This is a genomic window from Luteibacter sp. E-22, from assembly GCF_049913125.1.
In the GTDB taxonomy this organism is placed as follows: domain Bacteria; phylum Pseudomonadota; class Gammaproteobacteria; order Xanthomonadales; family Rhodanobacteraceae; genus Luteibacter.
On sequence record NZ_CP183975.1, the window covers coordinates 2,389,410 to 2,411,750 of the forward strand.

At 64.9% G+C, this 22,341-nt stretch carries 23 protein-coding genes; 15 read left to right on the forward strand and 8 right to left on the reverse strand.

The features are described from left to right. Positions 1-66 precede the first annotated feature (66 nt). The 6 genes from ACN9M2_RS10700 (at position 67) to ACN9M2_RS10725 (ending at position 5,229) form a co-directional block, all read left to right on the forward strand. Complete coding sequence (locus ACN9M2_RS10700; RefSeq protein ID WP_426284723.1) at positions 67-486, forward strand: low affinity iron permease family protein; 420 nt, start codon at positions 67-69, stop codon at positions 484-486. Between the two features lie 70 nt (positions 487-556). Further along, positions 557-1,288 (forward strand): 2OG-Fe dioxygenase family protein, encoded by a 732-nt coding sequence (locus tag ACN9M2_RS10705; RefSeq protein ID WP_426284724.1) that lies wholly within the window; start codon positions 557-559, stop codon positions 1,286-1,288. Positions 1,289-1,523: 235 nt separating this feature from the next. Further along, complete coding sequence (locus ACN9M2_RS10710) at positions 1,524-1,895, forward strand: 2-hydroxyacyl-CoA dehydratase (protein ID WP_426284725.1); 372 nt, start codon at positions 1,524-1,526, stop codon at positions 1,893-1,895. Positions 1,896-1,985: 90 nt separating this feature from the next. Next, positions 1,986-2,798: a CHAD domain-containing protein gene (locus ACN9M2_RS10715; RefSeq protein WP_426284726.1), complete on the forward strand. Its 813-nt coding sequence runs from the start codon at positions 1,986-1,988 to the stop codon at positions 2,796-2,798. Between the two features lie 100 nt (positions 2,799-2,898). After that, positions 2,899-3,621 (forward strand): 3-keto-disaccharide hydrolase, encoded by a 723-nt coding sequence (locus ACN9M2_RS10720; RefSeq protein WP_426284727.1) that lies wholly within the window; start codon positions 2,899-2,901, stop codon positions 3,619-3,621. 312 nt (positions 3,622-3,933) lie between these two features. Then, positions 3,934-5,229 carry a carbohydrate-binding protein gene (locus ACN9M2_RS10725; protein ID WP_426284728.1) on the forward strand — a complete coding sequence of 432 codons (1,296 nt, stop codon included), beginning with the start codon at positions 3,934-3,936 and terminating at the stop codon, positions 5,227-5,229. A gap of 69 nt (positions 5,230-5,298) precedes the next feature. On the opposite strand, the gene comJ is transcribed toward ACN9M2_RS10725, so the two are convergent. Further along, entirely contained in the window at positions 5,299-5,760 is a 462-nt protein-coding gene (gene comJ, locus ACN9M2_RS10730) for a competence protein ComJ (protein WP_426284729.1), read from the reverse strand. A 124-nt stretch (positions 5,761-5,884) separates the two neighbouring features. On the opposite strand from comJ, the gene ACN9M2_RS10735 reads away from it, so the two are divergent. The 4 genes from ACN9M2_RS10735 (at position 5,885) to ACN9M2_RS10750 (ending at position 11,258) form a co-directional block, all read left to right on the forward strand. Then, entirely contained in the window at positions 5,885-6,403 is a 519-nt protein-coding gene (locus tag ACN9M2_RS10735; protein WP_426284730.1) for an RNA polymerase sigma factor, read from the forward strand. Then, positions 6,396-7,475 carry a FecR family protein gene (locus ACN9M2_RS10740; protein ID WP_426284731.1) on the forward strand — a complete coding sequence of 360 codons (1,080 nt, stop codon included), beginning with the start codon at positions 6,396-6,398 and terminating at the stop codon, positions 7,473-7,475. Before ACN9M2_RS10735 ends, ACN9M2_RS10740 begins: the two co-directional genes overlap by 8 nt. An 82-nt stretch (positions 7,476-7,557) precedes the next feature. Further along, positions 7,558-10,032: a TonB-dependent receptor domain-containing protein gene (locus tag ACN9M2_RS10745; RefSeq protein ID WP_426284732.1), complete on the forward strand. Its 2,475-nt coding sequence runs from the start codon at positions 7,558-7,560 to the stop codon at positions 10,030-10,032. A gap of 38 nt (positions 10,033-10,070) precedes the next feature. Next, a complete protein-coding gene (locus ACN9M2_RS10750; protein ID WP_426284733.1) occupies positions 10,071-11,258 on the forward strand; it encodes a histidine-type phosphatase in 1,188 nt (395 codons plus the stop codon). Here the strand turns inward: ACN9M2_RS10750 and ACN9M2_RS10755 are convergent. The 3 genes from ACN9M2_RS10755 to ACN9M2_RS10765 all read right to left on the reverse strand — a co-directional run bounded on the left by ACN9M2_RS10755 (position 11,225) and on the right by ACN9M2_RS10765 (position 13,360). Beyond that, positions 11,225-11,392 (reverse strand): hypothetical protein, encoded by a 168-nt coding sequence (locus ACN9M2_RS10755; protein ID WP_426284734.1) that lies wholly within the window; start codon positions 11,390-11,392, stop codon positions 11,225-11,227. The genes ACN9M2_RS10750 and ACN9M2_RS10755 overlap by 34 nt on opposite strands. 13 nt (positions 11,393-11,405) lie before the next feature. Next, entirely contained in the window at positions 11,406-12,521 is a 1,116-nt protein-coding gene (locus ACN9M2_RS10760; protein WP_426284735.1) for a calcium:proton antiporter, read from the reverse strand. Positions 12,522-12,601: 80 nt separating this feature from the next. Beyond that, complete coding sequence (locus ACN9M2_RS10765; protein WP_426284736.1) at positions 12,602-13,360, reverse strand: hypothetical protein; 759 nt, start codon at positions 13,358-13,360, stop codon at positions 12,602-12,604. Positions 13,361-13,587: 227 nt separating this feature from the next. On the opposite strand from ACN9M2_RS10765, the gene ACN9M2_RS10770 reads away from it, so the two are divergent. Continuing rightward, positions 13,588-15,006 carry a cytochrome ubiquinol oxidase subunit I gene (locus ACN9M2_RS10770; protein ID WP_426284737.1) on the forward strand — a complete coding sequence of 473 codons (1,419 nt, stop codon included), beginning with the start codon at positions 13,588-13,590 and terminating at the stop codon, positions 15,004-15,006. 5 nt (positions 15,007-15,011) lie between these two features. Further along, the gene (gene cydB, locus ACN9M2_RS10775; protein WP_426284738.1) at positions 15,012-16,019 is read left to right on the forward strand and encodes a cytochrome d ubiquinol oxidase subunit II; all 1,008 of its coding nucleotides are present in this window, start codon (positions 15,012-15,014) and stop codon (positions 16,017-16,019) included. A gap of 475 nt (positions 16,020-16,494) precedes the next feature. Here cydB and ACN9M2_RS10780 read toward each other — a convergent pair whose 3' ends face one another. Together ACN9M2_RS10780 and ACN9M2_RS10785 are read right to left on the reverse strand one after the other, a co-directional pair. Further along, entirely contained in the window at positions 16,495-17,196 is a 702-nt protein-coding gene (locus tag ACN9M2_RS10780; protein ID WP_426284739.1) for a YkgJ family cysteine cluster protein, read from the reverse strand. Positions 17,197-17,308: 112 nt separating this feature from the next. Further along, a complete protein-coding gene (locus ACN9M2_RS10785; RefSeq protein WP_426284740.1) occupies positions 17,309-17,959 on the reverse strand; it encodes a hypothetical protein in 651 nt (216 codons plus the stop codon). Positions 17,960-17,986: 27 nt separating this feature from the next. On the opposite strand from ACN9M2_RS10785, the gene ACN9M2_RS10790 reads away from it, so the two are divergent. Continuing rightward, the gene (locus ACN9M2_RS10790) at positions 17,987-18,232 is read left to right on the forward strand and encodes a hypothetical protein (protein ID WP_426284741.1); all 246 of its coding nucleotides are present in this window, start codon (positions 17,987-17,989) and stop codon (positions 18,230-18,232) included. Here the strand turns inward: ACN9M2_RS10790 and ACN9M2_RS10795 are convergent. Continuing rightward, positions 18,187-19,422, reverse strand: coding sequence for an MFS transporter (locus ACN9M2_RS10795; RefSeq protein ID WP_426284742.1), 1,236 nt, complete (start codon positions 19,420-19,422; stop codon positions 18,187-18,189). The two genes, ACN9M2_RS10790 and ACN9M2_RS10795, sit on opposite strands and share 46 nt — an antisense overlap. A 95-nt stretch (positions 19,423-19,517) precedes the next feature. Here ACN9M2_RS10795 and ACN9M2_RS10800 point away from each other — a divergent pair, with 95 nt between their 5' ends. Beyond that, the gene (locus tag ACN9M2_RS10800; protein WP_426284743.1) at positions 19,518-20,480 is read left to right on the forward strand and encodes an AraC family transcriptional regulator; all 963 of its coding nucleotides are present in this window, start codon (positions 19,518-19,520) and stop codon (positions 20,478-20,480) included. A 21-nt stretch (positions 20,481-20,501) separates the two neighbouring features. Here ACN9M2_RS10800 and ACN9M2_RS10805 read toward each other — a convergent pair whose 3' ends face one another. Then, complete coding sequence (locus tag ACN9M2_RS10805) at positions 20,502-21,281, reverse strand: NAD(P)H-dependent oxidoreductase (protein ID WP_426284744.1); 780 nt, start codon at positions 21,279-21,281, stop codon at positions 20,502-20,504. Positions 21,282-21,366: 85 nt separating this feature from the next. On the opposite strand from ACN9M2_RS10805, the gene ACN9M2_RS10810 reads away from it, so the two are divergent. Then, positions 21,367-22,260: a LysR family transcriptional regulator gene (locus tag ACN9M2_RS10810; protein ID WP_426284745.1), complete on the forward strand. Its 894-nt coding sequence runs from the start codon at positions 21,367-21,369 to the stop codon at positions 22,258-22,260. The last annotated feature ends 81 nt before the right edge of the window (positions 22,261-22,341 follow it).

Consider the following 22,341-nt stretch of genomic DNA (forward strand, 5'->3'; position numbering starts at 1 on the left):
CGAAACACCCTGCGCACGTTGTGGCCGTTCGGCCGCACGGGTGAAGTGAAATCGGGAGACGTGTCCATGGCAAGCGACAGTAACGACCAGAGTTTCTTCACCCGCATGGCGATGGCCGTGGCGAAGGCGTCTGGGAAGCCGGCCACGTTCGCCACGGCCGTGGCCATCGTGGTGATCTGGGCCGCCACCGGCCCGGTCTTCGGCTTCAACGACACCTGGCAACTGGTGATCAACACCGGCACTACGATCGTCACTTTTCTCATGGTGTTCCTGATCCAGAACACCCAGAACCGTGACACGGCCGCGATGCAGATCAAGCTCGACGAGTTGATCAATGCGTTGAACGGGGCCAACCCCGCTTTGCTCGATCTGGAGGAACTGGACGAAGCCACCCTCGACAAGATCCGTGCCCACTACACGCGTCGCGCGGCCAAGGCGCGCAAGGCCCAGGGGCATGACGGCGATCCGGAGCACGAAGTCCCCTGAGCGCCGGTGCACGCCTGCCAGGGCCGTTTGCCGCAGTGCGGTGATGGGGCGCCGCCGTATACTGCAAGTCATGAACGCGCCCCTCGAAGTCAGCGAAACGACCCTCCACGACCAGGTCCGGGACGAGGGTTTCGCCTTCGTGCATGGTCCGCACATGCGTGCCCTGGTCGAACACCTGGCGCCACTGAGCGACTGGGAAGCGTTCGTCGCCAGCTGGAACGCGCTCGAGCCGGACACCTACCTGGCCGCCACGGGGCGTTTTCGACGCCGTCGCCACGCAACCTTCGCCGCGTCCCGCTTCGGCCACGTGGAGCCGAGACCGCACCAGGCACATTTCCAGACCCTCGCCTACAACCGCCTGCAGGGCGATATCGCGCGTTGGTTCGAGCCGGTCCTTCCGGAGATCGCCACCGGTGCCACGATGAGCGCGATCCTCGATTTCTGCCGCGACTTCTTCGGCGGACTGTCTCCCGAGATCGGTCAATGGCATGTCGAGGTGCACCAGTTCCGCATCGAGGCCACGGCTGGCGCGGCAGGCGAGCCCACCCCTGAAGGCAGCCATCGCGATGGCGTCGACTATGTGCTGGTGCTGCTGGTCGACCGGGAGAACATCGCCAGCGGGACCACCACCATCCATGCCCCCGACGGGCGCGCGCTGGGCGAGTTCACCCTGGCTCAACCGCTCGATGCCGCGCTGATCCACGATCCAAGGGTGTTCCATGGGGTGACACCGGTCACGCCACTGAACCCGGCGAAGGCGTCGCACCGCGACGTGCTGGTCGTGACCTTCCGCGCCGCCTGAACGGCCAACCACACCGAGGACATCGCCACCGGCGCCGAGGTGGATGCCCTCCTGATATCCACAGGCGCTGTGGAAAGCACCTGCATAACCATGTGGATAAGTCCGACGTTGCCTTGCGCGACGGCTACTTGCGTCATGTTGGTCACACAATCGTCACGATGATTTGGCCGTCGATCTCAAGCCGGGAACGGACGACCGTGCCACAATAAGCGTTCCTCCGGCTCCAAGCAGTACGATGAACTCGTCCGGCAAATACGACTTCAAGCAGTTCCAGGAGGAACTTGCCGCTCTCGACCGTCAGGCCTCGGGAAGCAAGCCTCCTGCGGCCGATCCCACGCCTCCCAGGGCGGTGGTCCCCGAACCGGCCGTCCCGAAGCGCCGTGGGCGTCCGCCCAAGGTCGATCCCCTGGCCGGTGCCCGGGCGGAGTTCGAAGCCTTGCGCCTGCGCCACGGCCTCACGGTCGCCGATGTGGTGTCATGGTTCCCCCCAGAGGAAGGCGTCGCCTACCTGCAAGCCCTGATCGCAGCCAGCGAACCGAAGCCACGGCGGCGGCGCAAGGCCCTCGACGCGGATGCCGATTCGGGCGACGCCGACGCCGCTGGCTGATCGAAGGCGCACGCCTGGCAGCGGAAGACCCCCTGCAGGCAGCGGTAATGGCACTGCGTGCCGGGGCGTCGATTTTGCTATCTAATGCGCATGCCCCAGACCGCGCCGCCGACCATCGCCGAAGCCCTCGCTTCCTTCGCGGTCAGGGAATGCCGCGCAGCCATGCGCGCCCTGGCGGATACGAAGCGACGCCATCGCGGCGTCCATGAGGCACGAAAGGCCATTCGCCGCCTGAAGAGCCTGCTCACCCTTGCGGCGGAGCCGTTCGCCGAATCGCTGCCGTCGATCGAAACGAGCCTGGGCCGCCTCGCCACCGGGTTGTCGCCGCTGCGGGATGCCTACGTGGCGGTCAACACGGCTCGCACGGTCGCGGGTCCCGCGCCCTCTCCCGAGTGGCAACATGCCATCGACGCCCTGGAACACCGGAGCGAAGGACGCCTCGCCGCCGCGTTGTCCAAGGACCCGGGCTTCCTCAAGCGGCGCCGCGAGTTGCGTGATCTCGCGGGCGTGATCGAAGCCTTGCCGTGGCAACAGGTGGATCGCGACACCGTCGAACAAGCGCTCGCTCGTTCGGAGCGACGCGTCGCCAAGGCGCACAAGCGCGCATCCCGCCACCCGTCGCCGGTCAACCTGCATCGCTGGCGACGCCGTGCGCGGCGCCTGCGCATGCAACTGGACTCCTGGCGCAAGGCGTTGAAGACCACCGGCAAGTCGTCGCACTACCATGCGCACCAGAACAAGGCCGCGGCCCACGCCATATCGAAACTCTCCGATGCCCTTGGCGCGAAGCAAGACCTCCGGGCGCTGCGCACGGCGCTGCGTTCATTGCGCAAGCCGCAAGCCGTCGCACCGTTGCTGGAGCAGATCCGCCAGGAGTTGAAGAAGCACCGAAAGATCGGTTGAATCGCCCGCCTATCCATGGAAGTCCAGACGTCCATACCTCGACGCATGGCATCGCTTGCAAGGTGGGTTACGCTCGCCGTTCCACTCCCCGGAGCTTCCCATGATTCGCAATCGCTTGAAGATCGCCGCGATGGCCTGCGGCCTCGCCACCCTGCCCGTGCATGCCGCGGACAAGGACCAGGGCTGGACCTCGCTATTCGACGGCAAGACGCTTGCCGGATGGCATTCATTCGGACAGAACGGCGTCGGCGAGGACTGGAACGTCGTCGACGGCACCATCCAGCTCCAGCGCGATCTGAAGGCACCCGCACGCGATTTCGCCGACCTCGTCACCGACAAGGAATACGAGAACTTCGACCTCAAGCTCGAATGGACCATGACGCCCTGCGCCGACGCCGGCATCATGTTCAACGTGCAGGAGTCGCCGAAATACCACGAGACGTGGGAAACCGGCCCTGAAATGCAGATCGCCGACCTTGTCTGCACCAAGCCGGACAGCTACACGCTGTACGAACGATCGGGCGACCTGTTCGACCTCACCTCCTCCGACATCGAAAACGTCAAGGAGCACGGTAACTGGAACGCCGTGGAGATCATCGTCGACCACGGCCACGTGCAGTTCTTCCAGAACGGCCACAAGACCGTCGACACGACGCTATGGACGCCGGAGTGGAACGCCCTCGTCGCGAAAACCAAGTTCGCCCGGATGGCCGATTTCGCCCGCTTCCACAAGGGACACATTTCCCTGCAAGGCGGCGAGGACAAGGGCATCGAGCCGATCCGGATCTCCTATCGGAACATCCGGATCAAGGAATTGGGCTGATCCCTTGCCTCGATCTTGACCTTCGTTGTCATTCGAGGACATTCGACAGGCCATGAGTCCCGAAGGCACCTGACGCACCGCATCAGGTGCCTTCGTCCTTTAGCGCACGGATTATCGCTCTATTCGGCTGGATATCCGCCGCACTGCGCCACAAGTTCGTTAAACGCGCTTCACGCCGGCCGTCACAATTCGCCGCATTGCAAATAGACAACGTTGTCATTCGGGACTAAACCGGACCCGCGTTTCGTCGTGGTTGTTCAGCGCAGGGACGCAGTCAGGGGAATCCAACTACTCTCGATCTGGAGGCGCTCCATGTTCATGAAGACATCCGGTGTGCGGTCTCGTATGGTTATCGGTGGGTGTTCGGGCACGCTAGGCGTGGCTGTCGCCATCGCCCTCTCCTCGGTGGTGCCGGTGCAACAGGCCCATGCGGCCGGTGCCTGTGCCGCCGCATGGAATGCGACGGCGGTCTATACCGCCGGCAACACGGCCAGCGAGAACGGCACCAACTACGTCGCCAACTGGTGGACGCAAGGCAACGACCCCGCCACCAACAACGGCGGCAGCGGATCGGGACAACCGTGGACCTCGCAAGGCTCGTGTACCGGCGGCGATACGCCGCCACCCGATAACCCGCCACCGGACAATCCGCCCCCGACCAGCGGCACCCTGCTCTTCAGTCCTTACAAGGACATCACCATCAACCTCGACTGGAACACCAACGTCATGTCGACGATGGTGACCGGCACGCGCCTGCCGGTCGTGGGCAGCGGCAGCCTCGTCTCCACCCAGGTGCCGAACCTCGGCGCGATCACGCTGGCCTTCGCCACCGGGGAATGCGGAAGCGAGAACTGGGGCGGCGTGCCCGCGGCGGCCTTCGCCAGCGCCAACATCGCGCGCCTGAACAGCGCGGGCGTGAACTATGTCGTATCGACCGGTGGCCAGGCGGGCGTGTTCACGTGCGGAAGCGCGACAGGCATGGCGAAGTTCCTCTCCACGTACATGACCTCGCACATGGTCGGTGTCGACTTCGACATCGAAAGCGGACAAACCCCGGCACAGCTCAACGCCCTGGTCAGCAACGCCGTCTACGCCGAAAGCCTCTACCCGAACCTGCGCTTCTCCTTCACCCTCGCCACGCTGGCTGCCTCCGATGGCAGCTACGGCGGAGTGAATGCCACCGGCGACGCCGTGGTGCGCGCCGTGAAAGCCTCGGGTCTCAAGAACTACACCATCAACCTCATGACCATGGATTACGGCTCCGCCGGTCCAGGCATATGCGTGGTGAAGAACGGCAGCTGCGACATGGGCCAATCGGCGATCCAGGCGGTGACCAACCTGCAACACACCTATGGCATTCCGCTGAGCAAGATCGAGATCACCCCGATGATCGGCGTGAACGACGTCTCCAGCGAGACCTTCACCGTCGCCGATATCGACACGGTCACCAACTATGCCGTCGCGAACAAGCTGGCCGGCCTGCACTTCTGGTCGCTCGACCGCGACAACCCTTGCTCGGGTGGATTCGCCTCGCCGACCTGCAACTCCGTGCCCAGCACCAGCGTGCTGCAATATACCAAGCGCTTCCTGAGCAATCTCGGAAAGTGACCACCGCACGCGGTCGCGGAGCCGCCAAGGCCCCGCGACCGCGTGAACCAGGGGCCGTGTCGACCGGCCTCAGGCTGCGACCGCCGCAAGGTCGAAATCCGCCAGCCGCGTGATGGCCGGGTCGGCGATGGGGATGGCGAAACGGGGTTCGGCGTCCGCGAGGAAGGTCAGTTCCATGCGCGGTGAATCGAAGAAGGTCGCGCGCAGCAGATAACTCCCCGGCAACCACGCGATCATCCTCGTGTCGCCGACTCCACCCACCTCGATGCCACTGACCATGGGCAGGAGGAAGGGCACCTCGATCACGCGTACCGCATCGGCCGCCATGAGCTGGTACCCCCGGACCCGCGTCACCTGGATCTGGTGGGGGCCGTCTTCCTGGTGAAGACGGAACGAAGCCGAGCCGGGACGCCATGCGAAACCCTGGGCGATCTGCCGTTCGCTCCAGGCGCTGAAGGGCGAGTCCATCGCCGCCCAGCAGACGACGACCTGCCGCCGGGTCAGCCGTACGTCGATGAGCGTCCTGTCCATGTGTCCTCCTGACGAAAGCGATTCCGATGATACCGTGGTTATTTGCGAGTGCCGGAAACCGGCCGGCGGGTAACACGGTTGCCATACAACGATCCTACGCTCGCCTGACGAACCTGGAGCCACCGTGTCGACCGAGACGCCGCAGAGCTGGGCGCGCCTTCTCGTGGACAAGGGCCCGTCGCTCGCCAACTACTTCCTTCGCCGCGTGGCCCATCGCTGGGATGCACAGGACCTTGTGCAGGAGGTTTACCTGCGCCTGCTCCGATCCGGCCGGGGCGACACGGGTGCGGTTCGCAATCCGGAAGCCTACCTGTTCACCGTGGCCGCCAACCTGGTGAAGGAGCATGCGCAAATGCGCCAGCGAACCCCGGCCAGCAGCGAAAGCCTCGACGCGGTCATGGAACGGCTGGCCACCCCGTGCGATGCGGGAGCGGACATCGACCGCCAGTTGCGCCGGCAGCGGCTGGCCACGCTGATCGGCCGGTTGTCGCCGAAATGCCGGGCCGTGCTGGTGCTGCACTATCGCGATGAACTTTCGTATCGCGAGATCGGCGAACAGTTGTCGATCTCGCCGAACATGGTGAAGAAATACATCGTCAAGGGACTGGCCGCGTGCCGGCAAGGACTGCAGCGTTATGAATGACCGACGCATCACCGAGGAAGCGGCTGGCTGGTACCTCGACATGCGCGAAAACCCCGGCGCGCCTGTCCGGGAGCAGTTCCTCGCATGGTTGCGCCGCTCGCCACAGCACGTGGCCGAGTACCTGGCGATCGCCCGGTTGCATGGAGACATGCGCGCGGTCGCGGCGCTGGATCGCGCCTCGCTGGATGAACTGCGGGCGTTGGCCGCGACCGAGCCGAGCGTGGTCCCGCTCAGGCGCGACCAGGAAACGGGACCGCGGGAGGTCTCGGCAAGGCAGCGGCGGCGGCCCGGCCGCTGGGCCGCCGCCGCTTCGGTCCTCTTGTTGGCAGCCATGGCGTGGTTCCTGGGGCGACCGTCGGTGGACACGCCCGGCATCCGTTACGCCGCCACGGCCGATGGCGTCCGGACCGTCACGCTGGTCGACGACACGCGGATTCAGCTCTCGCCGGGCAGCATCGTGGATGTCCGTTTCGACGGCCGATCGCGCCGCATCGAACTCGTGTCCGGCGACGCATCGTTCGACGTCGGCCGGGATGCCACCCGTCCCCTTAAGGTGGACGTGGGCGGGCAACGCATCGAGGACATCGGCACGGTGTTCAACGTCAGCCGTCGCGCCGGCGATATCGAGGTATCGGTGATCAGCGGCCGCGTGGCGATCTCCAACGCGCCGGCGCCCTGGCTGGATCGCGCGCGGCTTCGCCTCACCGGGCGGGGCTGGCCGGCCGAGCGCATCGCCGAGATCGGTGGCGGTGAAACCGCGCGGGTGTCGACGGATGGGCGGCTGGTCGGACGTGGCAAGGCCGACGTGGCCACGGTGGCGACATGGCTTCCCACCGAAATTCACTTCCACGATACCCCCGTCGCCGACGTGGCACGCCGTTTCAACGCGTACACCGCGACGCCGTTGTCCGTGGACGATCCCGTGCTCGCGGAGAAACGCATCAGTGGCGCGTTCCATGCGCGCGACCCGGAAGCCTTCGTGAGCTACCTGGGCAGCCTGCCCGATGTTCATGTGGTGCGCGAGCCGAAGCGCATTCGCTTCACCTCGGGCCGTGGCAGTCGTCGGTTGTAAGAAAAAATTCATCGAAATGGCGGTACCCGATGGGGCGCGAACGGGCTCTTTGAAGGTGTATCCCATCGAAGGAAGTGCCTCCATGCGTCGTTCGCTCGCGTTCTGTATCGCCCTGGCCCTTGCCGGGCCATCCGTGTCGTCCGCCTTCGCGGAAGCCCCCGCCACAACGCCCATCGCGTCGATGCCACTGGCACAGGCGCTCGACCAGTTCGCGCAGGAGTCGGGGTGGCAGGTGGTCTACGACGCCGGCGTATCGGACGCGATGCGCAGTGGCGCCGCGCCCGGCGGTGTTCCGGCGGAGCAGCAACTGGCTGCCCTGCTGCGGGGTACCCACATGACCTATCGGTTCGTCACGCCCACCACCGTGAAGATCGTCCCGGGAAACGCCCGGGCCGGCATCTCCCCGGCCAACAGCGCCATCCCGCCCATCGACACCCGTGACGAGGCGAAGAACCTCGCCCCCGTCAGCGTCCACGCCAACGCGGTGGACACGCTGGCGCCGAGCGCCGCGCCGCTGGACGCGACCCAGCCCACCTCCGTGATCGACGAACGCTTCATCCGCGATGGCCTGCGCTTCAACGCCAACTTCGACGACATCATCAAATACGCACCGAGCATCACGGTGACCTCGCCCGAAGGCCCTGGCCTGGGCAAGAACGAAGGCATCAGCCTGCGCGGATTCCAGGACGGCCAGTTCAACATCACCTTCGACGGCATTCCCTTCGGCGACGCGAGCGACTTGCACCACACGACCTCGGCCTATTTCAACAACCACGTGCTTGGCCAGGCCGAAATCGACCGTGGCCCCGGTGGCGGCAGCACCATCGGCAACGCCACCTTCGGCGGCACGATCGCCCTGCGATCGCGCGATCCCTCGGACGAGCCTGGCATCACGCCCTATCTGACGCTGGGCAGCTGGAACACACGGGCGGGCGGTGTCGCCGCCGACGAATCGATCGGCGACACGCGTGTCTTCGCCGATATCTCCAAGGAGTCCAGCGACACCTACCTCAAGGGAACCGAAGACAAGCGCGAACACGCGTTCGTGAAGACCATCAGCCCGTTGGGCGATGCCACCACGCTCACGTTCGTCACCAGCTACAACCGCGAACACCAGAACACCGTGCAAGGCGCCACCAAGGACGAGATCGACCGGTTCGGCTGGCGCTTCGGCCTCGGCGGCGATCCGGCCGTGCAGAACTACAAGGGCGCGAACAACGCGGCCTACTACTCGAGCTTCACCTACCTGGGCCTGACCAGCCAGGTCGGAGGCTGGGATGTCGACGACAAGGTCTACTACAACACCTTCGACCACTGGGCCCGGAAAACCGCCGATGCCACCGACATCGATCCTGCCGACAACGGCGTCACCTTCTATGACGCGAAGGGCAAGAAGGTGTCCAAGGCAGCCACGGACCTGCCGGGCAAACTGTCCGATTCCGGCTTCCACGCGTTCGGCAACGTCCTCCGGCTGGGCCACGACCTCGGACCGGGCACCCTGCTCACCGGCGCGTGGCTGGAACGCAGCATCGATGCCCGTTACCAGTATCCCGTGGACCTGACCACGGGCGCGAAAACCGGCACGAAATACGGCCCCGTCGAAAACTACGTGCTGTCCGATCGGACCGATACCGTGCAACCCTATGTGCAGTACGACTGGAAGCCGACCGAAAGCATCACGGTGAGCCCCGGCATCCGTTATTCGGAAGTGACACGCAGCATCGACGCGCCACTGAACAAGGTGTCACCGCCGGTGCCGCTGACCGCGGAAGCAACCTACCACGCCACCCTGCCCTCCATCAGCATCCACGATCGCCTCAGCGATTCATGGAGCGCCTATGCACAAGCCGCCAAGGGCTTCCTCGCTCCGCCCATCGACGTGATCCAGGTCAATGGATCACGCGGCCTGTCACCGGAAACCACGCGCAACTACCAGCTCGGCACGGCCTACGCCTCGCGCGAACTGACTTTTGGCGCGGACATCTACTACATCGATTTCTCGAACTACATCTCGCAGACCGAAGTCGCCACCGACAACGGCAACGAGGACACCTTCGTCAACGGTGGCGGCGCCATCTACAAGGGTGCGGAGGTGGAGGCCACCTGGGCGCTCACGCGCACGGTGAGCCTGTACGGCAATGCGAGCTACAACAAGGCCACCTACAAGGGCAGCAGCGTGCAGGTCGCCGGCACCCCGAAGGTCACCGCGGCGCTGGGGGTGCTCTACAGCGGAAGCAACGGCTACTTCGGTTCGCTGATGGGCAAGTTCCTGGGCCACCAGTACGGCGTCGATAACACCACGGACGACGACGGCAACCTGGTCTTTCACAACGACCGGCGTATCGCAGGCTACCTGACCGTCGACGCCGCCGCGGGTTATCGCACCGACAAGGGCCCGGCGGGCACGAAGGGCTTCTCGGTGAGCGTGGACGTGAACAACCTCTTCAACGTCCACAAGTTCACCGGATACGCGGGAACCCAGTCGGTCAGCGGCGCCCCGCTGTACTTCGGCCTGCCCGGCCGCGGCATCTTCCTCGACCTGTCGGTGAAGCTGTGAGGGCCGCGCCGAGGCTCGCTCTTCTCGCCCTGGCCTGCATGACGTCAACGGCCGCCATGGCCGCCAGCGACGACGCCAGGCTGGAGATCGTGCTGATGCGCCACGGCGTGCGCTCGCCCACGAAACCCGCGGCGACCTATGCCGACTATGCCACCAGCGCATGGCCCGAATGGCCGGTGGCGCCTGGCCAGCTCACGCCACACGGCCGCGAAGGCATGCGGGCCATCGGCGAACAGCTGCACCGTCGACTCGCCGCCGATGGCGCCATGGGCAAGGGCTGTCCGACGTCCTCGTCGCTCGTGGTTATCGGCGACAGCACGCCGCGCAACCGTGACAGCAGTGCCGCCCTGCTTGCCGGACTGGCCCCCGGCTGCGACATCGGCTACCTCGCCACGGAGGGCGACACGAACAACTCCCTGTTCCACTTCCGCAATGACGACAACGACGACGACGGCACGGCAGCCTCCGCGCAACCATCCGTGGCGCTGGCGGATCTGCAGTCGGCGCTGTTGGATTGCGCCGGATCGTCGTGCTCGGATGCCGCGACACGCAGCGGAAAGCGTCTCCTTCCCGCGGACACGGGCAAGGCGATGAAGCTCGCCGGAACGCTCAGCGAAAACCTGATGCTCGCCTATGCGGAAGGCATGCCGATGGACATCGTCGCCTTCGGTCGCGGCGACGGTGCGCTACTCGGTCGCCTGATTACGTTGCATAACGCGCAGTTCGAAGCCACGAAGAAATCCATGCCGGCGGCTGCCCGCGCGGGTTCCAACCTCGTCGCACACATCGCCGCGACCTTCGACGCCGAGCTCGGAAAAAAGCCTGCCATCGAGCCATTCATGACATCCAAGCCCGGCGTCGTGCTCCTGGTGGGCCACGACACCAACCTGGCGAACGTCGCAGGAATACTCGGCCTCGACTGGCACGATCCCGGGCGGCCGGACGACTACCCTCCAGGCGGCGCCATCGTCCTGTCGCTCGTCACCCACGGAGGCCACGACGTGATTCGCATACGCAGCCTCATGCCCGACATGGACCAGCTGCGAACCAACCGCTTCGACGATATGAGGGCGCTGCCTGTGCGTGTCGCCGGATGCCATGTCGTCGGCGAATGCACGGTGGAAGAGTTTCGCGCGATCGTCGAACGCGGCGTCGACACGACGCGGGTCGACACCACCCTGCCACCGATGATTCAGACGGGGCGCGCTTTGCCTCGCCGCCTTTGAACGAGCCCGAACCAGAAGGCCAGTTCGAATAGCACACCCAGGCCCACGAGGACCATGACGCCGGCGACGCTGCCGGCGACGTAGGAGCCTGCCGCGGCAAGGACCAGGAGCACGAGCACCAACGTGTGTTTCATGGGTTTCTTCCGTTCAGGGTGCGAAGGCGAAAAAGATGAAGCATGCGAACAGCATGAGGTGAACGGCGCCCTGGAGCAAGTGCGTACGCCGGCTGGAAAACGTGACCATGCACAGAAACAGGGTCAATACGAACAGCACGAGGTCCGTGTGGCGAAGGCCGAGCATCACCGGATGGTCGGTCAAGCCACCGATGATGAGGATCGCGGGGATGGTGAGCCCGATCGTGGAAAGCACCGAGCCCATGAAGACGTTCACCGCTCGCTGTAGTTCGTTGCGATTGGCCGCGCGTATGGCACCCATGCCCTCGGGCATCGCCACGAGTATCGCCATCGCGAGGCCGCCGAGGGCGGCGGGTGCACCGAGCGTCTCCACCACGTAATCGACGGGCACCGCCAGCCTGTCGACCAGGAACACGACCGGCAACATGTATGCAACGAGCAGCAGGGCGGATATCAGCGGTCCATGGGAAGGCGTTCGCGTCCGGGTCGTCGGTGCCTCGACACCCAAGGGCATGCCGTCAGGAACGAAATAGCCTTTCAATCGCCGCGTCTGCAGGAACAGGAAGGTGGCATAGAGCAACAGCGCGAAGATCGCCAGGAACAACTGATGGGAGAACCTCAACGGTGAGTCGGCGGCATCCCGGGTGAAGCTCGGCAACACCATGCTGAGGACGCCGAGCGGGATGATCAGGCCGAGGTAGGCATTCGCGCCTTGCAGGTTGTACGACTGCTCGCTGTGCCTCAGGCCACCCAGGAGCAGCGAAAGTCCCACCATGCCGTTCAATACGATCATCGTGACGGAGAACAAGGTGTCGCGGGCCAGGGTCGGATTGTTCGCGCCGTGGAGCATCACCGCCGACACGCTCATCACTTCGATGGAGGTGACTGCCAGCGTGAGGATGAGCGTACCGCGCGGCTCGCCCAGGTGATGAGCGAGATGCTCGGCGTGGCGGACGACGGCAACCGCCGAACCCAGGACGACGAGGAACAGCCAGGCGAAAACCACGACCAGCCAACCCATCGATTCCAATCCGGTGAGCAACACCTCCGGTACGGCGAGGAACACGAGGCAGGTGACCAGGCTCACCGCAAGGAACCATTCGGTACGGAACAGGGATCGCCTGTCCATGTCTGCTCCCGGAGGCCGCGTGGGATGGGACGCCAGGCGGAATCCTAGCATCGGAAGCCATGGGACATGGCCTGCCGGGACTAGTTCCGTGTCTCGGCGGGCCGTTGAGGCAGCAGCCAGATACAGATCGCCATGAAGGCCAGCAACACGACCGTGGCGGTATAGCGGCTCAAGGCCAGTCCGCCATCGTCGAGCGGCTTGTCGAGGAAATCGCCAAGCGCGGCGCCGAGCGGCCGCGTGAGCACGAAGGCCATCCAGAACACCAAGGTGCGCGACACACGAGTCATGGAATACACGATGGCGATGGCGGCCAACAGGCCGCCGAAGACCATGGCGCTGCCGAAGTAGCCGAGACCGGCGTCGTCCGCCGTCCAGTCGCCCAGCGCCGTGCCGAGGGTCTGGGAGAACATGATGGTGATCCAGTAGAACCACTCCGCCCGCGGCGTCACGATGTGATGTATGGACACGGAGCCCAGCGCCCGGTACCAGGCCGCCAGCGACGCCAGCACCAGCGCGAGAAGCAAGCTGCTGCCGCCCGCATACCCGATGCCCAGGGAACGATCGGCGAAGTCGGCCACGGTGGTGCCAACGGTCGTGGTGGCGACGATCGTCGACCAGTACAGCCAGGGATGGAAACGCGCCGCACGAACCTGCGCCACGACGGCAACGACGAAGATCGCCAGGAAGATGCCGCTTGCGAGGAGATAGCCCAGGTCAAGCGACATCGACACGGCATCGCCACCCGTCTCGCCGAGCGTGGTGGCGGCAACCTTCAATATCCAGAAAACGATGGTGACCTGCGGCACCTTGCCGACGGTCATCGAGGTGGGAGCGCGCATCCAGTGGCCCTCGATGGGGGAGCGGCCGAGTCTAGACAACGCTCCTTAGAAGGACCTTTTCCGACCGAATGGCACGTCGATGGAAGGCGGAAATACCCTGGTCACGACAAGACGCTGCAATTCGGCCGGCCTATCCGTCCTGCGACAATCGTTCACGTGCCAAAGTGTCGCGCCGGCGTACCCTGCGCGCGTCACGGCCTAGACTGGATGCCAGACGGAGATTTCCCATGCACGTATCCGACACGGCGCTCCTATTGGCCCGTTGGCAGTTCGCCTTCACGGTGTCCTTCCACATCATCTTCCCGGCCATCAGCATCGGGCTGGCCAGCTATCTGGCCGTGCTCGAAGGCCTGTGGCTGAAGACCGGCAAGGTGGTCTACAAGGAACTGTTCTTCTTCTGGTCGAAGGTGTTCGCCGTCGGCTTCGCCATGGGCGTGGTCTCCGGCGTCGTCATGAGCTATCAGTTCGGCACCAACTGGTCGGGTTTCTCGGCCATTGCCGGCGCGGTGACCGGCCCGCTACTGGCCTTCGAGGTGATGACGGCGTTCTTCCTCGAAGCGGGCTTCCTCGGCATCATGCTTTTCGGCTGGACGAAGGTGGGCCCCAAGGCGCACTTCTTCGCCACATCGATGGTCGCCGTGGGCACGCTGATATCGACCTTCTGGATTCTCTCCTCGAACAGCTGGATGCAGACGCCGCAGGGCTTTGCCATGGTGGACGGCAAGGTCGTTCCCACGGACTGGCTCAAGATCGTCTTCAACCCGTCCTTCCCCTATCGGCTCGTGCACATGGCGCTGGCCGCCTTCATCGTGGCCGCCGTGATCGTCGGCGCATGCGGCGCATGGCACCTCCTTCGCGGAAGAAAGGACGACGCCATCCGCAAATCGTTCTCGATGGCGCTGTGGATGTTGCTGGTCGTGGTGCCGATCCAGGTCGCCGTGGGCGACGCGCATGGACTCAACACCCGGGAACACCAGCCTGCCAAGATCGCCGCCATCGAAGGTCTGTGGGAAACCGAGAAAGGCGGCACGTCGCTCAACCTCGTCGGCTGGCCGGACATGGAAAACGAGACCACGCACTATGCCGTCAAGGTGCCGCACCTGGGCAGCGTTATCCTGACGCATACCTGGGATGGCGAGATCCAGGGCTTGAAGTCGTTCCCACCGGAAGACCGCCCGAATTCGACGATCGTCTTCTGGAGCTTCCGCATCATGGTCGGCATGGGGCTGTTGATGCTCCTGCTCGCCGTGTGCGGACTCGCCTTGCGGCGAAACGGCCGCTTGTACGACGCGCGCTGGTTCCAGCGCTTCGCCCTGTTCATGGCGCCCTCTGGCCTTATCGCGCTGCTGGCGGGATGGGTGACCACCGAGGCCGGCCGCCAGCCATGGGTGGTCTACGGCGTGTTGCGCACGCGCGATGCCGTCTCGTCCATCACCGTGGATCAGGTCGGCACGTCGCTGATGATCTTCGTGATGGTGTATTTCCTTGTTTTCGGCACCGGCATCTACTACATGCTCAAACTGATGGCGAAGGGACCGCACCTGCCTCACGACGAAGCCGATGCCGATGCCAGCGACACCGGCCGCGGCAGGGAGCGATTCGACCATCGCCCGCTGTCGCGCCCCACCGACTCCATCGACGAGTAACCGCCATGCATATCGACTTGCCAGTCATCTGGGCGGCCATCATCGCGTTCGGCGTGTTCATGTACGTCATGCTGGATGGCTTCGACCTCGGCATCGGCCTGATCTTCCCCTTCTTCGACCGCGAGGGCGAGCGCCAGGTGATGCTCAACACCGTGGCGCCGGTATGGGACGGCAACGAGACATGGATGGTGCTCGGCGGTGCCTGCCTGTACGCCGTGTTTCCCCTCGCCTATTCCATCCTGCTGCCGGCGACCTACCTGCCCATCATCGCCATGCTCTGCGGGTTGATCTTCCGTGGCGTGGCTTTCGAAATCCGGGCGAAGGCACGACGCACCCAGCACCTGTGGGACCTCGCCTTCATCGTCGGTTCCGGCGTGGCCACGTTCGCCCAGGGCGTGATTCTCGGTACCTTGCTGCAAGGCGTGGAAGTACGCGACGGCAAGTTCGCGGGCGGCCCTTTCGACTGGTTCTCTCCGTTCAACCTGTTCAGTGGCATCGGCCTGTTGGTGACCTACGCGACACTGGGTTGCGGCTGGTTGCTGATGAAGACCGAAGGCGAACTCCAGCGCCGCATGGCGGTGTTGATGCGCCCGTTGACGCTCGCGCTGGGCGCGACGGTCGGCATCGTGAGCATATGGACGATCGCGGGCCAGGAATCCGTGGCGAAGCGCTGGTTCGCCCTGCCCGACCTGTTCTTCTTCCTGCCCGTGCCCATCCTGGTGATCGCCTGCCTCATCGGCATCCTGGTCTGCGTGCGCCGCGGTGCCGACCGCGCGCCTTTCCTGCTGACCATGGCGATCCTGTTCCTCGGCTACACCGGGCTGATCATCAGCATCTTCCCGAACATCATCCCGCCGTCGGTCGATATCTGGACGGCATCGGCGCCTCGGTCGAGCCAGGTATTCACCCTGATCGGCGCCGCCATCATCATTCCGATCATCCTCACCTATACGACCCTCGCCTATTGGGTTTTTCGTGGCAAGGTGAGAGCCGATGACGAGGGCTACCACTGATGCCCTCCCGCAGCCGATGGCGCCAGGCGGCATGGTTCGTCCTGCTTTACGCAGGCGGCGTCGTCGCGGTCACTCTCGTAGCGCTCTTCTTCCGGCTGCTGATCCCTCGTTGACCGTTCGCGGGGTCGACCTCGGCTTCGCCATCGTGTTGGCGTTGTGCGTCGAGGCAGGGGGAGCCGACCCTGTCGGCGATGAGTGCTCGCGAAAACCCGTCACGCCGCGCAACACCGATGACGTATCGACGCATGGCTTGTTCGTGCCCGCACACCACGCGAGCCGACCAACGACCACCTCAGCTCAGGAGCCGCCGGGCGTCACCCTGGGAGCGATTCCGCAGGGAGGCGTAGGCCGGACGAGGACTTAGCGACCAGGGTGACGCCCGGCGGCTCCCCTGCCCCGAGGCAAAACAGAACACGATGGCGAAGCCGAGCCTGCCACCGAACCTCCGGCGAAGGCCCGAACAAATGCGCAGCCGCTACTCCGCGTCGCCTGCCAGGAAACCCATGTAACTCACCCCGTTTGACCCGACCTCCGAAGCCCCCAACGACACCGTCCCCGCAGACCGCAAGAGCTCAAGCGTCGCCTTGCGATTGCTCACGATGGACCATCCGGCATTCGTGTCACCGACGGCACTGTCCGCATCGAGCGCCGACTCCAACGCAGTCAACAAGCGGCCCCGCGCCGGCGCATGCACGACCACGCCTTCGTTCGACAGTCCGCCCAATGCGATACCCAGCCCGGCGCAAACGCGCGCCTTGACCTGCGCATCGCGCGCATCCGCCTCCCGCATCCCCACGACGGCCCGGGCCACTTCGGGATCGCTCCACTCGCCGTCGTCGTTCTGCAAGAGTCCCTCGGCCTGCCACGCCTCGGGTGGGCACAGCTTGCCGGCACGATCGATCTGGAAGAACGGATTCACTTCCGCCGGATATACACGGCAGGCACGCGGACGGCGCTCGTAGATTCCGCACCGCAGGTCGGGCTGGAGGTTCGGACACGGGCCCTCGAACGTCGCCATGAAAGAGACGATCACGCGCACCGGCAGCTGCCCGCTCGTCGCGGGGAACGAGCGACGGTGCTTGTACCAGGCCGGAAGATTGTCGGCGGCGGGATCTTCCGGCCAGGGAATCGCTTCGCAAAACACCTGCACGTCGCCGCCATCGCGGAGCCAGGCCATCGCTTCGTCGACGCCCACAGGCAAGCGAAGGCCATTGCAGCAACGGCCACACATGGTGCAAGAGAAGTGGATGGCCATGGCGACTCGCGCGGATGAAAGGCGCAAGTATGTCTCAGAACGCCAGGTTCAAGCCCATGTTGATCCAGCGATCGGCTTGCTGGCCAAGGGCTCGTCCGGCCACGAGGTCGATGCTGTTGTCGCCGAAAGGTAGCCGAACGCCCGCCTGCAAGGTCCGCCCGGCACCCGCCGTATCCAGCACCTCGGCAAGCAATGTGGCGCTGGCGGACGCGGCGAACTCGATACCGCCACCGAGGATGCGCCGCGTCGGTTCGCCTCGCTGATGCGTGGCACCGAGGTTCACGTTGAACAGCCAACGCCCCGCCTGGTCCAGTTGGACCGTGGAAGCCGCATAGGCGATGGCCCCATGCACACGTCCACCTTGCACGGTCACGCCGGCATCGAGTGCCGTCGATACACGCGATCCATTGAACACCTGCCACTTCGCGCCGGGTGCCACGCTTCCCGCTCCCGCATGAACGCCGCCGGTGAGCTGCGCGGAGAACTCCACGGCGCCCCAGGAGCATGCGGGCACGGTGGTCACGGTTCGGGCCGTGGTACGGAACTGCATCCAGCTTTCGAGCTGGCAATGCGATGCGGGCGTAATGGCCGCGTCGTCGACAAGATAGCTGCCTCCCGAGGCGAAGCTCGGCAGGCTGATGAACGCCGACCCGATGGCCAACAGGAAAAGAAAGAACCGGGACATGCTGCACCTCGGCAACCGGAGCCTTGCTTGCCGGTCGCGCTGGAGGGCTATCGCGAGGAAAACGACAGCCGGATGGTTATTCACCGCATCCGGATGTCGTCGGAGACGGTGCTACGTATGGGAAACGAACCGACCAGGGTCGTCTTTCATGGGTATGCCCGTCTTTGGGAAGTGGTGCGTATTGTCCCCGGCCTCATCGCCCAGGGTCAACAGCTGGATCATGCCGCTCAAGCCTCGTCGGCTTCGCCGATGAAATCCCTGTTGTCGACGTAAGCGGGAGAGACCGGATGAAGCTTCGTGGCGATCGTCGCCGCGGCGACCAGAAGGACGATCCCACAGCCGACGAATACACCCTTCGCCCCGGTGGCATCGAACACCACGCCGCCCATCGCGGCACCGAGCGTGATGGCCAGCTGGATGGCGGCGACGATCAGGCCACCGCCGCTCTCGGCCTCGTCGGGCACGGTGCGCGTGATCCACGTCGTCCACGCGACCGGCACGGCACCGAAGGCCATGCCCCATAGCGCCACGAGGATGGCATCGGCCACGGGTGCGCGGCCGAGCACGACGAGCGCGAGAGCCATGCCGCCCATCGCCAACGGCATGAGCAGCAAGGTCATGCGCAGGTTTCGTTCGAGCACGAAGCCAGCCAGCGACGTGCCGATGAAGTTGGCCACGCCGAAACCGAGCAGCATGCCGGACAAGCCATTGACGCCGACACCGGTGACCACTTCCAGGAACGGCCGCAGATAGGTGAAGAAGGCGAAGTGGCCGGTGAACACCAGTACCACCGCGACCATGCCCATGCGCATCGCCGGCCGCTTCATCACCTCCACCAGCGTTCCCATGCGCGCCGATCCGGTGGGCGCCATGCGCGGCAGGGTGAACAGCTGCCAGATGAAGGCGAACACGCCGATCGCGGTGGCGATGAGGAAGACGTTTCGCCAGCCGATCAGGTGGCCGAAGTAGCTGCCCAACGGCGCCGCCGCGACGGTGGCGACCGAGACACCGCTGAAGATGATCGACAGTGCGCGTGGCACCATCGCTTCCGGCACCAGCCGCATCGCCGTGGCGGCGGACATCGTCCAGAAGCCTCCGATGGCGATCCCGAGCAAGACGCGGCCCGACAACACCACGGTGAGGTTCGGCGCGAACGCTACCAGCAGGTTCGAGCCGACCAGCAACACGGAGAAAGCCAGCAGTACCCAACGCCGGTCGATGTTGCGCGTCACCACCGCGATGACCAGGCTCGTCACGAGGGCCACCACCGCGGTGGCGGTCACGGTCTGCCCGGCCATCCCCTCGGTCACGCCGAGCGTGGCCGCCATGGGCGTAAGCAGGCTGGCGGGCAGGAATTCGGCGGTGATGAGGCCGAATACCCCCAGGGTCATGGCGAAGACCGCGCCCCAGGCGGGCTGGACCTCCTCAGGTGCCGCGATGGCGGCTTCCACACAGGTATTCATGTCGCTTCCGTAGTCAGGGAAACCGGCAGGTTAAGCCTCGGACTCCGGACGGTATATGATGCGAAATCCTCAATACTTGATCTTAAGTCCTGACCATGGCCACACTCGACCCGCCACGCAACCCCGATCCGGCCAGCGAACTGCTGCTCGGCATGCGGCTGAACGGTGTGCAATACCGGCGGATCGAGGTCGCCCGGCCGTTCGGCATCGCCTTCCACGCGGCGCCAGGGCGCGCCCAGTTCCACTTCATCGGCCGTGGCCCGGTGCTGCTCCGGACAAGCGACGGCACGCTCCTTCCGCTATCGAGGGGGGACGCGGTACTCATGCCGCAAGGAACCTCCCATACCCTGCTTTCCTCATCCGATGTCGCCTGCCGCGATATCGCCAGCTTCGACACCACGCCCCTCTGCGAGACCGTGAACGACATCCATCCCGACTGCCCCGTCGCCACTCGCGAGGACGGCGCACTGATCTTCAGCGGTTGCATGGAATTCGAACTGGGTGGCATGCAGCCACTGGTCACCGCCATGCCCGAAGTGATGCAAGTACGCACCTTGCTCGACAAATATCCCGAGCTGCCGCCGATCCTCGATGCGATGGAACGCGAATCGTGTGCGAAGCGGGCGGGATTCGCCGGCATCCTCGCCCGTCTCGCCGACGTAGTCTCGGCAATCATCGTGCGCGGCTGGGTCGAATGCGGTTGCGGCGACGCCACCGGCTGGGTGCAGGCCCTGCGCGATCCGCGCCTTGGCAAGGCCATCGTCGCGTTGCATCGCGATCCGGGGAGGAACTGGACCGTTGCCGAACTCGCCGCGGAAATGGGCAGTTCGCGCTCCGTGTTCGCCGAACGCTTCCTGGAGGCCACGGGGATGACACCGCTGCGCTACCTCACCGAACTGCGCATGCGGCTGGCTGCGCAGTGGATCGGGCGCGAACGCGAGCCGATCGAGTCCGTCGCGTTCCGGCTGGGCTATGGATCGCTCGCGGCATTCAGCCGTGCGTTCAAGCGCGTGATGGGTCGCCCGCCGGGTGCCGTGCGTGGTGCCGGCGGGCTCTAAGCCACAGCGTCGGATGGACGCTCATCCGGTGACGTGCGCACCGAAGCCCGTCTTGCCGGCCGAGAAATCGTCGTTCAACGTAAGCTCTGGAATGGCATACGCACCGCTGTTTTGCGGCAGGAAGGGAATGGGCGCCGTCTCCCACAGGCTGTCGAGCCGCTCACCCAGTGCCTCGCACGTCGCCTCGAAATGGGCCTCGTCTACCTTGCTCGTGCGGTAGACGACGAACGGCGGCACGACATCGAAGCCTGGGTAGTACAGGATGCCGTGCTGGATGGGAAACAACACGTCATTCATCGGCCCGTTGATACCACGCGCGCTGTAATGCGACTCCCACCCGCCGGTGGTGACGATCAGCATGGCCCGCTTTCCGGACAGGTTGCCCTCGCCGTAACGGTTGCCCCAGCGCCGGTCCGAATGCTCGCCCACGCCGTACGCGAAACCGTTCGCATATACGCGATCCACCCATCCTTTCAGGATGGCGGGCATCGAGAACCACCACAGGGGAAACTGCAGGATGAGTGCATCCGCCCACAAGAGCTTCTCCTGCTCCGCGGCTATGTCGGCGCTTTGATGCCCGTTCGCGAAGGCGCGCGCCGAGGCGCGTGAGGGATCGAAGCGCTCGTCCTCGTTTCGTTCGGTGCTGTCGGCCGCATCCAGCGCCGGTTTCCAGCCCATCGCATACAGGTCCGAAACCCGCACCTCGTGCCCCGCGTCCGTGAGCCGCTTGACGACGAAATCCCTGATCGAACCATTGAGTGACCTGGGTTCTGGGTGGGCGTAGACGAGAAGGACTTTCATGACGAACTCCAGTAATCGGGATGCCGTCATGATGGGAGCATATAAGGTATAGTCAAAATGAATTTATATAATTACAGCTATAGACATGATTAATTTGCGCCGGATCGACCTCAACCTGCTGGTGACGCTGGATGTCCTTCTCGCCGAGCACAACGTCACCCGCGCAGCCGAACGCCTGCACCTTTCGCAGCCATCGGTCAGTGTGCACCTTGCAAAGCTCAGGGAAATTTTCGGAGATCCGCTCCTGCTTCCCGGACCCCGGGGCATGCTGCCTACGGCACGTGCGGAAGCGTTGCGTGGACCGTTGAAAGAGGCTCTCCACGGTCTCGAACGCGCGGTCGCACCCACCGCGCCTTTCGACCCGGCCCTGGCGGACCAGACCTGGCGCGTGGCCGCCGCGGACTATGGCGAGTCCACGGTACTCATTCCCTCCATGCGCGGTTTGCGCGCAGCGGCACCGGGCACGCGCCTGGCCGTGCTCGACATCGCGCCCGACCGGGTCGCTCGCATGGCCGAACGCGGCGACATCGACCTGTCTCTCCGAACAAAGGACATGGCACCGCCAGGACTTCATCAGCGTGCGTTGTTCACGGAACGGTATGTGCTCGCCGGTCGCCTGGACCATCCCGCATTGAAGCGGCGGCCCACCCTGTCGCAGTTCGGCAAGCTGGAACACGCCATCGTTTCGCCCGATGGCGGCGGCTTCCACGGCATGACCGATGAGACCTTGGCCAAACAGGGACTGAGCCGGCGCGTGGTTCTCTCCGTTCCCCATTTCCTCTTCCTCCTGTCCGTACTGGCGACCACCGACATCGTCGCCATGGCGCCAGAGCGCCTGGTCCGGAACGCGCCGGGGCTGCGGCTGGTCGAGCCACCCGTGGACGTGCCGGGGTTCGAGATGGTGATGCTCTGGCACGAGCGTTCCCATCGAGATCCGGCGCACATGTGGCTGCGCGAGCACATCGCGGCTTCCGTCTGACCCGGGCGTGGCACGTGTAACAAGTCCAACGTCGGGATTTCACAATCGCCTGCCTACACTACTGCCGTCCAGCTCGAGGCT

Coding starts and splice junctions, on each gene's coding strand:
- ACN9M2_RS10795 (WP_426284742.1), bottom strand. CDS start 19,422: ATGAATACCTGTGTGGAAGCCGCCATCGCGGCACCTGAGGAGGTCCAG.
- ACN9M2_RS10755 (WP_426284734.1), bottom strand. CDS start 11,392: ATGAAACACACGTTGGTGCTCGTGCTCCTGGTCCTTGCCGCGGCAGGC.
- ACN9M2_RS10780 (WP_426284739.1), bottom strand. CDS start 17,196: ATGGCCTGGCTCCGCGATGGCGGCGACGTGCAGGTGTTTTGCGAAGCG.
- ACN9M2_RS10715 (WP_426284726.1), top strand. CDS start 1,986: ATGCCCCAGACCGCGCCGCCGACCATCGCCGAAGCCCTCGCTTCCTTC.
- ACN9M2_RS10720 (WP_426284727.1), top strand. CDS start 2,899: ATGATTCGCAATCGCTTGAAGATCGCCGCGATGGCCTGCGGCCTCGCC.
- ACN9M2_RS10785 (WP_426284740.1), bottom strand. CDS start 17,959: ATGTCCCGGTTCTTTCTTTTCCTGTTGGCCATCGGGTCGGCGTTCATC.
- ACN9M2_RS10770 (WP_426284737.1), top strand. CDS start 13,588: ATGCACGTATCCGACACGGCGCTCCTATTGGCCCGTTGGCAGTTCGCC.
- ACN9M2_RS10700 (WP_426284723.1), top strand. CDS start 67: ATGGCAAGCGACAGTAACGACCAGAGTTTCTTCACCCGCATGGCGATG.
- comJ (WP_426284729.1), bottom strand. CDS start 5,760: ATGGACAGGACGCTCATCGACGTACGGCTGACCCGGCGGCAGGTCGTC.
- ACN9M2_RS10805 (WP_426284744.1), bottom strand. CDS start 21,281: ATGAAAGTCCTTCTCGTCTACGCCCACCCAGAACCCAGGTCACTCAAT.
- ACN9M2_RS10740 (WP_426284731.1), top strand. CDS start 6,396: ATGAATGACCGACGCATCACCGAGGAAGCGGCTGGCTGGTACCTCGAC.
- ACN9M2_RS10765 (WP_426284736.1), bottom strand. CDS start 13,360: ATGCGCGCTCCCACCTCGATGACCGTCGGCAAGGTGCCGCAGGTCACC.
- ACN9M2_RS10710 (WP_426284725.1), top strand. CDS start 1,524: ATGAACTCGTCCGGCAAATACGACTTCAAGCAGTTCCAGGAGGAACTT.
- ACN9M2_RS10705 (WP_426284724.1), top strand. CDS start 557: ATGAACGCGCCCCTCGAAGTCAGCGAAACGACCCTCCACGACCAGGTC.
- ACN9M2_RS10750 (WP_426284733.1), top strand. CDS start 10,071: ATGACGTCAACGGCCGCCATGGCCGCCAGCGACGACGCCAGGCTGGAG.
- ACN9M2_RS10745 (WP_426284732.1), top strand. CDS start 7,558: ATGCGTCGTTCGCTCGCGTTCTGTATCGCCCTGGCCCTTGCCGGGCCA.
- ACN9M2_RS10725 (WP_426284728.1), top strand. CDS start 3,934: ATGTTCATGAAGACATCCGGTGTGCGGTCTCGTATGGTTATCGGTGGG.
- cydB (WP_426284738.1), top strand. CDS start 15,012: ATGCATATCGACTTGCCAGTCATCTGGGCGGCCATCATCGCGTTCGGC.
- ACN9M2_RS10810 (WP_426284745.1), top strand. CDS start 21,367: ATGATTAATTTGCGCCGGATCGACCTCAACCTGCTGGTGACGCTGGAT.
- ACN9M2_RS10760 (WP_426284735.1), bottom strand. CDS start 12,521: ATGGACAGGCGATCCCTGTTCCGTACCGAATGGTTCCTTGCGGTGAGC.
- ACN9M2_RS10800 (WP_426284743.1), top strand. CDS start 19,518: ATGGCCACACTCGACCCGCCACGCAACCCCGATCCGGCCAGCGAACTG.